We start from the raw sequence: 12,243 nt of genomic DNA on the forward strand, positions 1-12,243 counted from the left end.
TTGCTGCACAAGCTCGCGTGTCGCTCAGGTTCGGCGCCGCACGGGTGTTGCCTTAGGCAGCCATCCCGGCAAAAAAGCGCGAGGCATTTTCATCGAGGGTCGCAATGTCGTAGCCACCCTCCTGGATCACCACGCAAGGCAGGCCCAGCGCCTTGATCCGCTGCCCCAGAAGGTAAAACCCTTCATGGCTGACGTGGACCTTGGATTGGGGGTCGTTTTCGTAGATATCAAAGCCCAGCGACAGCACCAGCACGTCGGGAGCGAAGGCGTGCAGCGCTGTTGCCGCCTGGTCCATGCAGGCTAAGAAATCCGCTTCGCTGGCCCCGTGTGCCATGGGCAGGTTCAGGTTGAAGCCTGCTCCTGCACCCGCTCCGGTCTCATCATCGAACCCGGCGACCACGGGGTAGAAGTTGGTCGGGTCGCCATGAATCGACACGTACAATACATCGTTGCGCTCGTAGAAAATTTCCTGGATGCCCTGGCCGTGGTGCATGTCGGTGTCGAGCATGGCCACTTTGTCGAACTTGCCACGCAGCACCTGGGCGGCGATTGCGGCATTGTTCAGATAGCAGAACCCACCCGCCGCTTCGGCGCGGGCATGGTGCCCTGGCGGCCGGCACAGCGCATAAGCGGCCTGGTCGCCTTCGATCACCGCATGTGCTGCGGCCACTGCGCTCTGCGCCGACCAGTAGGCGGCCTGCCAGGTGTGCTCGCCGATCGGGCAACTGCCATCGGCCAGGTAGCGGGCGGTCTTGCCGAGGATGCCGCGCAACGGGTTGCCTTCACGGATGTAGATGTTGGACATCACCTCATCGCCCCAGTCTTCCGGCACTTCATGCCACTGCTGGTAGGCGCTGCCCAGGTAGTCCAGATACGCCTGGCCATGCACCGCCGCCAGCGGCGCCAGGCCGTGGTCAGCGGGCTCGAACAGCGGGTAGCCTAGCTTATTGACCACTGCCAGCAGCGGTTCGATGCGTGCCGGCACTTCCTGTGGTTGGCGCATCTGCCCACGTGACAGATAGGAGCGGGGGTGGTGCAGGCGTTGAGCTGGATGGAAAAACGCTTTCATGGATCACCTCTTGGTAACGCGTGCGATCAATCGCCCAGTTCGGGGAGAACCCTCAGCACGGGTATGACAAAGGCACCCTGGTGGTGCGTTGCCAGATATTGGGCCAAGTCCTATGCTAGGAAAAGCTTCTAATTCGAATACTCCAGTATAAGATCAACAAATAATGATGCCGACGACAACGCCCTTCACCAGGGACCCCGAAGCCAAGCGTTTCCTCAACGATCGCCTCGACTGGAACCTGTTGCGAACATTTCTGGTGATCGGCCAGGAGGGCAGTATCAGCCGCGCTGCGGCACGGCTGCACTTGAGCCAGCCGGCGGTAAGCCAGGCGCTGAGGCGTCTTGAGGAGCAGTTGGGCAGTGCCTTGGTGGTACGCCGCGGGCCACGCATCAACCTGTCGCAGGCGGGGGAAGAGGTAATGCAGATCGCTGCCGAGCTATACGGCACGGTCTCGCGGCTGGGGCCTGCGCTGGACCGCCCTGCCGAAACAGTGACGGGCAAGATCCGCCTGCTGAGCATCAGCCGTATCCAGTCCCGCGTGTATGATGAGTTTCTTGCACAATTCCACAGTGACTACCCCCAGGTGGAGGTGGAGATCGATGTGCTGCGTAGTTCGGATGTGGCCAGTGGCTTGTTGCAGAAGACCGCCTCGTTCGGCCTGAGCCTGTGCCGCACGCCCCAGCCCCGGCTTGAACAACGGGTGCTGTTAGAACAACGCTACGCGTTTTTCTGTGGCAAGCGCCATCGCTTGTTCGGTCGCAAGAACCTCACCCTGGCGGATCTGCAGGGCGAGAACTTTGTGAGCTTCACCAGTGACCAGATGGGCGGCAACCTGTCGCCGCTGACGGTGTTTCGTGATCAGCAGGGGTTTACCGGGCGTATTGTTGCATCGTCACCGAGCCTGGATGAAATTCTGCGGCTGGTGGGAGCCGGTTACGGCATCGGCTGCCTGCCGGAGCACATCGTCGCGGCGGATGTCCAGGCCAATGAGCTGTGGCGACTGCCGCCGTGGGACGGGGTGATCGATGTGAACGTGTACCTGCTGTGGAACCGGGAACAGAAGTTTACCCAAGCCGAGTCGATCTTTCTGGAGCGCTTCCAGCAGATGCTCATGACCACAGACCCGGCCGAGCGCTTTTGACCGACTTACGGGTGCGTAATCAGGCCCAGAGACCAAACACTACCAACGCCGCCACGCCAAGCCCGACCGCAATCGAGCACCCACCCAGCGACAGCGCCGCCCGGCCTTGCCGGTACCAGCCGTCATGGCCCAGTTGCCGTGCCGGGGCCAACAGGCTGCGCCAGCGCAGTTCGGTTTCGTGAAACGCTTGCAGGTTTGCCGTATCCGCATCCAGCCAGCGACGAAAGTCGATCCGTTCGCAAGCGGTCACCTGTGGGCTTTGCAAGCGCACATACCATTGCCCGGCAACACTCGACAGCACATCACGGCGTGAGCGCCCGGCCTGCAGCGCCTGGTCCATGTTTTGCTCGATGCTCGCCAGGGGCAAGTCGAGGCGGGCAGCGATGCTGGCGAAGTCCAGTTGGTCGAGGCGGTTGAGCAGGAACACTTGCTGCACACGCCGTGGCAGCCGCTTGAGCGCATGCAGCAAGGCGCGATCGGGATCGTGTTCGGTAACAGGCGTTGGGTGCTCAAGGGGCAGTAGCAGACGGGTCATGGACAGCTCCTTGCATGAAAGGGGGAGGGGTGGGGGCATCTTCCTTGATGCGGAACCAGCGTAGGCGAAACGAGATTGATTCTCAAGTGCTGATTCCGCAAAGTTTTGTAATGAGCGTTCACGCCCTGAAACACCTTTGCTATCATGCGCGCCATTACGATCTTCATTAGCCTGAAGAGCCAAAAAAAAGACCCGGCAAAAAGCCGGGTCAAAAACCGTGATTAGCCTGATGAGGAGATAATCTGAGAGCGACCTAAGCTCCAGGTTATCCAGCTGGTCTCGCGATCAGCTGAGTGCAATAATAATCGTTATCATTTGCCAGTCAAATGATTTTTATCCATTTCGGTAAAAAAGTTTTACCGATGCGCTTCCTTGTCCCGGCAATCGGGGCATTTGCCGTTCCAGGCCATCACGTTCTCTCCCTTTCTTTTTTCTTCAGAATTCCGGATCTGCGGCGCGATTGTGCTCCAGCAGGGCGCGGGCCATGTCCATCATGTGCATCAACGCGTAGGTCAGTTCGCGCTGGCTGCCATGCTGGTGGCTGGCAGTTTCCTGCGCGGTGGCGGCGGCGCAGCGCAGCAGGGCGATGGCATGTTCCTGGGCCTGGTCGCTCGTGACGCTCTCGTGCAGGGTCCAGATCTTGTTGTCCAGGGTAGGGCGCTGTGGCTTGGGATTGAGGTAGTAGTCGAGGGCGCGGCGGGCGGCTTCGCTGTCGAGATCTGTTTCGTCGTTTTTCGGTGGTTTCATCGCGATACCTTGTGATTTCCCTTTAAACACAATGGAATCAGAGGATAGGTCAATCTGTACTGATTATGATCAAATAAATAATTCAGATTGTGTATTGCTGCGGATAATACAGTCCGTATTGTTTCCGCTCATGGAAAACTGGAACGCATTTCTCAAGCGCTACAAGCGCGAACACAACCTCAGCCAGCTGAAGCTGGCCGAACGGCTGGGCATGACTCAGGGTGGCGTGGGTCATTGGCTACGTGGCACGCGGCGGCCGACGCTGGAAACCATAAACGAAAAGCTCGAGAAACTTGGCCTGGTGTTTCTGGAAGCACAAGTCATGGTGGTAGAGCGTGACATCTTGCGCGAAGCCCCTGGGCGCTATGCGGTCGAGCCCCCGGTATCAGCCCAAGCGCTGCTTTATGCAAGCTTCCGCTTCCCGGTTCTGACCTGGGCTGACTTGCAGGGGCCTTTGCCTGAAGCGGGCAAATGCCACGAACAGACGGATTACATGCCCGCAGGCAATGCGTTCTGGCTAGTGGTGGAAAACGACTCGATGAATGCAGCCAGTGGCAAGAGCGTGCCTGAGGGCATGCGAGTGCTGGTGGACACGGGCCTGCAGGCAGAACCCGGCAGGTTGGTGATTGCGCGGCAGCCGGGGCGGCCTGCAGTGTTGCGGCAGTTGGTCGAGGAGGGTGGCGACAAGATGCTCAAACCGTTGAATACGCGCTATCCGACAATCCTGTGTGAAGAGGGCTGCGAGTTCCTGGGAGTAGTCGTGCGGGTGCATGGGGCCTTCTAGATAGCCGGCGCTGCTGCGCAGCCCATCGCCAAGCGGGGCTCCCACAAGTACGGTGCCGATCTCAAGCATTGCGCTGGCCCTGTGGGAGCGGGTTCACCCGCGAAGAATCCAACGCGGTTTATGGCACCGGCTTTGCCGGTGTTCGCGGGCATGCCCGCTCCCACAGTGATCGCGCAAACTTTCGCCGTCCGAGCTAGGCGGTGGACCCCGCTTACCTCACTCAGCCAGCTCGACCAGCACCGTCCCTTCGCTGACCATATCCCCTTCCTGGCAGAACAACGCCTTCACCGTCCCGCCATGCGGCGCACGAATGCTGTGTTCCATCTTCATGGCCTCCAGCACCACCAGTGCCGTACCGGCTTCAATCACCTGCCCCGGCTCGACGAGCACCCGCACGATGCTACCGTTCATGGGCGCACCCAGGCCGCCTTGATGGCCATGGCTGGCCTCGGCTTCGGCAATCGGGTCGAAGGCCTGAATGGCGTGCATCTCGCCATCCCAGTGCAGGTACAGCGTGCCGTCGCGGCGAATCGCCAAATGCTGGCGGCGCACACCTGCCTCATCGTGCACCAGTTGCTCGCCCACTAACTGCCAGGTGGACGCAGCGCTGCGCTCCAGTGCAACCGTCTGGTCCTGCCCGCCGCTCAACAGGTGCAGGCTGCTGCGTGCCGGCAGGCCCAGGCGCAGGCCGTTGTGCGCACCCCATGGCGAACTGCGGTCGTCATCGCGCTGATGCCCGGGCTGGCTTTGCAGCCAGGCTTCGGCTGCCGCCTCCCAGAAGCCCGCCGGCAGCGCACCTGGCGCTGGCAGCAGCACGTCCTGGTGGCGTGGAATGAATCCGGTGTCCAGCTCTGCCGCCGCAAACGCAGGGTGGGCCAAAATGCGGCGCAGGAAGGCAATGTTGGTCTTCAACCCGCCAATCGCAAACTCGACTAGCATGGCCAGCAAGCGCAGGCGTGCCTGTTCGCGGTTTTCACCCCAGGCAATCAGCTTGCCCAGCATCGGGTCGTAGAACGGCGACACCACGTCGCCTTCGCTGACCCCGCTGTCCACCCGCCGCCCTTCGCCAGGCGCCGACTCACGGTACAGCGCCAGCGTGCCGGTAGCGGGCAGGAACTCGTTGGCCGGGTCTTCGGCGTACAACCGCACTTCGATGGCATGGCCGATCAGCGGCACTTGCTCTTGGGTGATCGGCAGGGGCTCGCCGCAGGCCACGCGAATCTGCCAGGCCACCAGGTCCAGGCCGGTGATGGCCTCGGTGACCGGGTGTTCCACCTGCAGGCGGGTGTTCATCTCCATGAAGAAGAACTCGCCACGGGCATCGAGCAGGAACTCCACGGTGCCGGCACCCACGTAACCGATCGCCTGGGCCGCACGCACCGCCGCTTCGCCCATGGCCCGGCGCAGTTCGGGCGACAGGCCGGGGGCAGGGGCTTCTTCGACCACTTTCTGGTGGCGGCGCTGAATCGAGCAGTCGCGCTCGTTGAGGTACAGGCAGTTGCCGTGCTGGTCGGCAAACACCTGAATTTCCACATGCCGCGGCTTGAGCACGTATTTTTCCACCAGCATGCGCGCATCGCCGAACGACGACTGCGCTTCACGCTGGGCCGAGGCCAGGGCATCGGCCAGTTGGCTTTCTTCCTCGACCACTTTCATGCCCTTGCCGCCGCCGCCAGCGCTGGCCTTGAGCAGCACTGGGTAGCCGATGCGTTCGGCGGCGGCGCGGAAGGTGTCCAGGTCCTGGGCTTCGCCGTGGTAGCCCGGCACCAGCGGTACACCTGCGGCTTCCATCAGCGCTTTGGCCGCCGACTTGCTGCCCATGGCGTCGATGGCGCTGGCCGGTGGGCCGAGAAAGATCAGCCCGGCCTGTTCAATTGCCCGGGCGAAGCCTGCGTTCTCGGAAAGGAAACCATAGCCCGGGTGAATGGCCTGGGCACCGCTGGCCTTGGCAGCGGCCAGCAGCTTGTCGACCAGCAGGTAGCTTTCGGCGGCCTTGGTACCGCCCAGGTCAACGCGGATATCCGCTTCGCGGCTGTGCCGGGCGTCGCGGTCGGTTGCGCTGTGCACGGCGACAGTGGTCAGGCCCATGGCCTTGGCGGTGCGCATGATGCGGCAGGCGATTTCGCCACGGTTGGCGACCAGCAGGGTGGTCAAAGCGGGGCGGCTCATGGGCGCGGTTCCTTCTTGTCATCGGTTTGCCAGGCGGGGCGGCGTTTTTCCAGGAAAGCGCGCAGGCCCTCCTGGCCTTCGGCGCTGACGCGGATGCGGGCAATGGTGTTTTCGCAGTAGCGACGCAGGGCTGGGCTGAGTTCGCCGTCGTCCACTTCGCGCAGCAAGTCCTTGGTGGCGCGCAAGGCTTGCGGGCTGTTCTGCAGCAGGTTGTTCACCCACGCTTCGACCTGGGCGTCCAGCTCACTGGCCGGATACACCTCGGCCAGCAGCCCCAGCTCGCGGGCCCGTACGCCACTGAAACGCTCGGCGGTAAGGGCGTAGCGGCGCGCGGCACGCTCGCCAATGGCCTTGACCACAAACGGGCTGATGACTGCCGGGGCCAAGCCGATGCGAACTTCCGACAGGCACAATTGGGCATCTTCGGCGCCGATGGCCATGTCGCAGCAGCTGATCAGGCCCAGCGCGCCGCCAAAGGCGGCACCTTGCACCACGGCAAGGGTAGGGGCCTTGAGGCGGTGCAGGGCGTACATCAGTTCGCCCAGTTCGTGGGCGTCATCCAGGTTGGTGTTGAAGTCCAGCTGCGCCGACTGCTGCATCCAGGCCAGGTCGGCACCGGCGCTGAAGTGCCGGCCACGGCCGCGCAGCAGCACAAAGCGCAGGCTTGCGTCTTCGGCCAGTCGGTCGATGGCGACGATCAGCTCGCGGATCATCTGCGCGTTGAAGGCGTTGTTCTTGTCCTCGCGGCTCAGCCACAGGGTGGCGAAGCCGCGTGGGTCGCGGGTTACTTCAAGGGTGCTGAAATCGCTCATGGGTCACATCCGGAAAATGCCGAAGCGGCTCTGTTCGATCGGAGCGTTCAGTGCGGCAGACAATGCCAGGCCGAGCACATCGCGCGTTTGTGCCGGGTCGATAACGCCGTCGTCCCACAGGCGGGCGCTGGAGTAGTAGGGGTGGCCCTGGTGCTCGTACTGGTCGAGGATCGGTTGCTTGAGCCTGGCTTCGTCTTCGGCACTGAAGGGCTGGCCGCTGCGCTCGCTTTGCTCGCGCTTGACCTGCGCCAGCACGCCAGCGGCCTGTTCGGCGCCCATCACGCCAATGCGCGCGTTGGGCCACATCCACAAAAAGCGCGGGTCGTAGGCGCGGCCGCACATGCCGTAGTTACCGGCGCCAAAGCTGCCGCCGATGATCACCGTGAACTTCGGCACCTGGGCGCAGGCCACGGCGGTGACCAGCTTGGCACCGTGCTTGGCGATGCCGCCTTCTTCGTACTTTTTGCCGACCATGAAGCCGGTGATGTTCTGCAGGAACAGCAGCGGAATACCACGCTGGCAGGCCAGCTCGATGAAGTGCGCGCCTTTTTGCGCAGCTTCGGCGAACAGGATGCCGTTATTGGCCAGGATCGCCACCGGGTAGCCCTGCAGGTGGGCGAAGCCGCACACCAGGGTGATGCCGAACAGCGCCTTGAACTCATCGAACACCGAGCCATCGACCAGCCGCGCGATGACCTCGCGCACGTCGAACGGTTGCTTGGCATCCGCCGGGACCACGCCATACAACTCGTCGGCGGCATACAGGGGGGCCACCGGGGCCAGGCGCTGCAGCTTGCCCAGCTTGTGCCAGTTGAGGTTGGCCACGCTGCGCCGGGCGATGGCCAGGGCGTGTTCGTCATTGTCGGCATAATGGTCAGCGACGCCGCTGATGCGGCAATGCACATCGGCGCCACCCAGGTCCTCGGCGCTGACCACTTCACCGGTCGCGGCCTTTACCAACGGTGGGCCCGCCAGGAAAATGGTCGCCTGCTGGCGCACCATGATCGCTTCGTCGGCCATGGCGGGTACGTAGGCGCCGCCAGCCGTGCACGAGCCCATCACCACGGCAATCTGCGGGATGCCCTGTGCGCTCATGGTTGCCTGGTTGAAAAAGATCCGCCCGAAATGCTCGCGGTCGGGGAACACTTCATCCTGGCGCGGCAGGTTGGCACCGCCCGAGTCCACCAGATAGATGCACGGCAGGCGGTTCTGCTGGGCGATGGTCTGCGCACGCAGGTGCTTCTTCACTGTCAGCGGGTAGTAGGAACCGCCTTTGACCGTGGCATCGTTGGCCACGATCATGCATTCGACGCCTTCGACCCGGCCAATACCGGCGATCACGCCGGCGGCGGGCACGTCTTCGCCGTATACCTGGTGGGCAGCCAACTGGCCGATTTCGAGAAACGGCGAGCCCGGGTCCAGCAGCCGGTCGATGCGCTCGCGCGGCAGCAGCTTGCCCCGTGAGGTGTGCCGCTCCTGGGCTTTGGGCCCGCCGCCCTGGGCCACCTGGGCGAGCAGGCCACGCAGGGCCTGAACCTGTTCGAGCATGGCCGCGCTGTTGCCGGCGAATTCCGCCGAACGCGGGTTGATCTGGGTGTGCAAGGTAGCCATGTGCGCCCGTCCTTTATGCTCAGCGGGTTTCGTTGAACAGCTCGCGGCCAATCAGCATCCGGCGGATTTCGCTGGTGCCGGCACCGATTTCGTACAGCTTGGCATCGCGCAGCAGGCGGCCCGCCGGGAATTCATTGATATAGCCGTTGCCACCGAGAATCTGGATCGCCTCCAGGGCCATCTGCGTGGCGCGTTCGGCGGTGTACAAGATGACCCCGGCGGCGTCCTTGCGGGTGGTTTCGCAACGGTCGCAGGCTTGGGCAACGGCATACAGGTAGGCGCGGCTGGCGTTCAGTTGGGTGTACATGTCAGCGATCTTGCCCTGGATCAGCTGGAATTCGCCGATGCTCTGGCCGAACTGCTTGCGGTCGTGAATGTAGGGCACCACCAGGTCCATGCAGCTTTGCATGATGCCGGTCGGGCCACCGGACAGCACGACGCGCTCGTAATCCAGGCCGCTCATCAGCACGCGCACGCCGCCGTTGAGCTGGCCAAGGATGTTTTCTGCCGGCACTTGCACGTCATCGAAGAACAGTTCGCAGGTGTTGGACCCGCGCATGCCCAGCTTGTCGAATTTGTTGCTGCGGCTGAAACCTTTCCAGTCCCGTTCGACGATGAACGCGGTAATGCCGTGGGCGCCCTTGTCCAGGTCGGTCTTGGCGTAGATCACGTAGGTGTTGGCGTCGGGGCCGTTGGTGATCCAGGTCTTGCTGCCGTTGAGCACGTAGTGATCGCCGCGCTTTTCGGCGCGCAGCTTCATCGAGACTACGTCGGAGCCGGCGTTCGGCTCGCTCATGGCCAGCGCACCGATGTGCTCGCCGCTGATCAGCTTGGGCAGGTACTTGAGCTTCTGCTCATGGGTGCCGTTGCGGTTGATCTGGTTGACGCACAGGTTGGAGTGGGCGCCGTACGACAGTGCCACCGAGGCCGAGGCACGGCTGATTTCTTCCATCGACACTACATGGGCCAGGTAGCCCAGGCCGGCGCCGCCGTACTCTTCCGACACCGTGATGCCCAGCAGGCCCATGTCGCCAAACTTGCGCCACATATCGGCGGGGAACAGGTTGTCATGGTCGATTTGCGCAGCGCGTGGGGCCAGTTCGGCGGCGACGAAGGTGCGCACCTGGTCGCGGAGCATGTCGATGGTTTCGCCCAGGGCGAAGTTCAGGGAGGGGTAATGCATGCTGGGGCACCTTCTTGTTCTTGAAATTGGGTTACATCGGCGCTTATGGACTCACCGCCCGCTCCCACAAGGGTCGACGTCAAGCCATAGGTCAGATGTCGTTCATCACCTTTACGTTAACGTAAACCTGCCTGGTGTGACTGTCAATCTACTCATCACCTTTACGTAAACGTAAATCTGCGCCAGAGTATTCCCGCTTGCTTCAGTCGTGCCCAGAACAACCACAAGAAGGGACACCCATGAGTCAACCGAGCTATACCCGCGGTCGCCAGGACCAACCCTTGCTGACCCAGACCATCGGCCAGGCCTTCGATGCCACGGTGGCTCGCTGTGCCGATGGCGAGGCGCTGGTGTCGCGCCACCAGGGCTTGCGCTACAGCTGGCGGCAGTTGGCCGAACAGGTCGAAGTGCATGCCCGTGCGCTGATGGCCCTGGGCGTGAACACCGGCGACCGTGTCGGCATCTGGTCGCCCAACTGCGCCCAGTGGTGCATTCTGCAGTTGGCCAGTGCCAAGGTCGGCGCCATCCTGGTCAACATCAACCCGGCCTATCGCGTGGGCGAACTGGACTATGTGTTGCGTCAGTCCGGCTGCCGCTGGCTGGTGTGCGCCGATGCCTTCAAGGCGTCTGATTATCACGCCATGGTCCAGGAGCTGGTGCCAGAATTGGCCAGTACCACGCCCGGTGAACTGGCCAGTCCGCGCCTGCCTGAGTTGCGCGGCGTGATCAGCCTGGCCGCCAACCCGCCTGCCGGCTTCCTGCCTTGGCACGCATTGGCCGAGCGGGCAGGGCAGACATCGACCGATGCCTGTACTGGCCGCCAGCAAAGCCTGCAATTCGACCAGCCGGTGAATATCCAGTACACCTCCGGCACCACCGGTGCGCCCAAGGGCGCCACGCTCAGCCACTACAACATCCTCAACAACGGCTTCATGGTCGGCGAGAGCCTGGGCCTGACGGCCTGCGATCGCATGGTAATCCCGGTGCCGCTTTACCACTGCTTCGGCATGGTCATGGCCAACCTCGGCTGCATCACCCACGGCAGCACCATGATCTACCCGAACGACGCCTTCGACGCCGAGCTCACCCTGCGCGCCGTGGCCGAGGAGCGTGCCAGCATCCTGTACGGCGTGCCGACCATGTTCATCGCGATGCTCGATCACCCCTCGCGTGCGCAGATGGACCTGTCAAGCCTGCGCAGCGGCATCATGGCCGGTGCCACCTGCCCGATCGAGGTGATGCGTAGGGTCATCGACCAGATGCACATGGCTGAAGTGCAGATCGCCTACGGCATGACCGAAACCAGCCCGGTGTCGCTGCAGACCGGCCCGGACGATGACCTGGAGCTGCGCGTGACCACCGTCGGCCGTACCCAGCCGCAGCTGGAAAACAAGCTGGTAGCCGCCGATGGCTGCATCGTCGCGCGCGGTGAGATCGGCGAGTTGTGCACCCGCGGCTACAGTGTGATGCTTGGTTACTGGGACAACCCCCAAGCCACGGCGGACGCCATCGACCCGGCCGGGTGGATGCACTCGGGCGACCTGGCGGTGATGGATGAGCACGGTTACGTGCGTATCGTCGGGCGTAACAAGGACATGATCATTCGCGGCGGCGAGAATATTTACCCGCGTGAGCTGGAGGAGTTCTTCTACACCCACCCGGCAGTGGCTGATGCGCAGGTGATCGGCATTCCGTGCAGCCGCTATGGCGAGGAGATTGTGGCCTGGATCAAGCTGCATCCCGGGCACCACGCCACGGTCGAGGAACTGCAGGGTTGGTGCAAGGGACGCATCGCACATTTCAAAGTGCCGCGGCATATCCGCTTTGTTGACGAATACCCGATGACGGTGACGGGCAAGGTGCAAAAATTCCGCATGCGGGAGATCAGCGTGGCGGAGATCTCGGCGCTATCTGCAGGTTGATGCGTTGGCTTGGCTGGCCTCTCGGCAGATTTACCCGCCCACAGACCAGCCAATGCTGCATAAAAACCTTGTCTATCCTTAAGCCTTCACCGGTGGCTCCTGGCTCGGCGGGTCGCCCACCGTCGGCGGCATGGTTGGCTTGATCGGCAGCTCGTCCGGCTCTTTTTCCGGCACGGGCGGTGGCAAGCTGGGGTCGTCGATGTTGGGATCGGGGGTTTCCGGTGGAATGGGAATGTTCATGGCCTGACCTCGCGTGGGTGGAATGAAGAG

General features: G+C 62.8%; 11 protein-coding genes. 3 read left to right on the top strand and 8 right to left on the bottom strand.

Translation table 11 applies throughout. From position 1 onward, the window contains the following. Positions 1 to 52: 52 nt before the first annotated feature. The gene (locus tag ACK1VC_RS13700; RefSeq protein WP_016488177.1) at positions 53 to 1,069 is read right to left on the bottom strand and encodes a histone deacetylase family protein; all 1,017 of its coding nucleotides are present in this window, start codon (positions 1,067 to 1,069) and stop codon (positions 53 to 55) included. Between the two features lie 163 nt (positions 1,070 to 1,232). On the opposite strand from ACK1VC_RS13700, the gene ACK1VC_RS13705 reads away from it, so the two are divergent. Continuing rightward, positions 1,233 to 2,210: a LysR family transcriptional regulator gene (locus tag ACK1VC_RS13705; protein WP_016488176.1), complete on the top strand. Its 978-nt coding sequence runs from the start codon at positions 1,233 to 1,235 to the stop codon at positions 2,208 to 2,210. 19 nt (positions 2,211 to 2,229) lie between these two features. On the opposite strand, the gene ACK1VC_RS13710 is transcribed toward ACK1VC_RS13705, so the two are convergent. Beyond that, the gene (locus tag ACK1VC_RS13710; protein ID WP_016488175.1) at positions 2,230 to 2,745 is read right to left on the bottom strand and encodes a DUF4880 domain-containing protein; all 516 of its coding nucleotides are present in this window, start codon (positions 2,743 to 2,745) and stop codon (positions 2,230 to 2,232) included. 435 nt (positions 2,746 to 3,180) lie between these two features. Then, positions 3,181 to 3,492: a DUF6124 family protein gene (locus ACK1VC_RS13715; RefSeq protein ID WP_016488174.1), complete on the bottom strand. Its 312-nt coding sequence runs from the start codon at positions 3,490 to 3,492 to the stop codon at positions 3,181 to 3,183. A 130-nt stretch (positions 3,493 to 3,622) separates the two neighbouring features. Here ACK1VC_RS13715 and ACK1VC_RS13720 point away from each other — a divergent pair, with 130 nt between their 5' ends. After that, positions 3,623 to 4,276: a LexA family protein gene (locus tag ACK1VC_RS13720; protein WP_016488173.1), complete on the top strand. Its 654-nt coding sequence runs from the start codon at positions 3,623 to 3,625 to the stop codon at positions 4,274 to 4,276. A 216-nt stretch (positions 4,277 to 4,492) separates the two neighbouring features. Here ACK1VC_RS13720 and ACK1VC_RS13725 read toward each other — a convergent pair whose 3' ends face one another. From ACK1VC_RS13725 to ACK1VC_RS13740, 4 genes are read right to left on the bottom strand one after another with little or no spacing between them, the layout of a single operon-like run. Then, a complete protein-coding gene (locus ACK1VC_RS13725; RefSeq protein WP_191086795.1) occupies positions 4,493 to 6,445 on the bottom strand; it encodes an acetyl/propionyl/methylcrotonyl-CoA carboxylase subunit alpha in 1,953 nt (650 codons plus the stop codon). Beyond that, on the bottom strand, positions 6,442 to 7,257 hold the full coding sequence (locus ACK1VC_RS13730; protein ID WP_016488171.1) for a gamma-carboxygeranoyl-CoA hydratase: 816 nt from the start codon (positions 7,255 to 7,257) through the stop codon (positions 6,442 to 6,444). The genes ACK1VC_RS13725 and ACK1VC_RS13730 overlap by 4 nt, the downstream gene beginning before the upstream one ends. A gap of 3 nt (positions 7,258 to 7,260) precedes the next feature. After that, positions 7,261 to 8,868 carry a carboxyl transferase domain-containing protein gene (locus tag ACK1VC_RS13735; protein ID WP_449117969.1) on the bottom strand — a complete coding sequence of 536 codons (1,608 nt, stop codon included), beginning with the start codon at positions 8,866 to 8,868 and terminating at the stop codon, positions 7,261 to 7,263. 19 nt (positions 8,869 to 8,887) lie between these two features. Beyond that, on the bottom strand, positions 8,888 to 10,051 hold the full coding sequence (locus tag ACK1VC_RS13740; protein WP_060517014.1) for an isovaleryl-CoA dehydrogenase: 1,164 nt from the start codon (positions 10,049 to 10,051) through the stop codon (positions 8,888 to 8,890). A 239-nt stretch (positions 10,052 to 10,290) separates the two neighbouring features. Here ACK1VC_RS13740 and ACK1VC_RS13745 point away from each other — a divergent pair, with 239 nt between their 5' ends. After that, the gene (locus ACK1VC_RS13745) at positions 10,291 to 11,973 is read left to right on the top strand and encodes an AMP-binding protein (protein ID WP_191086794.1); all 1,683 of its coding nucleotides are present in this window, start codon (positions 10,291 to 10,293) and stop codon (positions 11,971 to 11,973) included. 78 nt (positions 11,974 to 12,051) lie between these two features. Here ACK1VC_RS13745 and ACK1VC_RS13750 read toward each other — a convergent pair whose 3' ends face one another. After that, the gene (locus ACK1VC_RS13750) at positions 12,052 to 12,213 is read right to left on the bottom strand and encodes a hypothetical protein (RefSeq protein WP_016488167.1); all 162 of its coding nucleotides are present in this window, start codon (positions 12,211 to 12,213) and stop codon (positions 12,052 to 12,054) included. Between the last annotated feature and the right edge of the window lie 30 nt (positions 12,214 to 12,243).

The sequence above is a fragment of the Pseudomonas sp. XP2 genome, assembly GCF_053557975.1.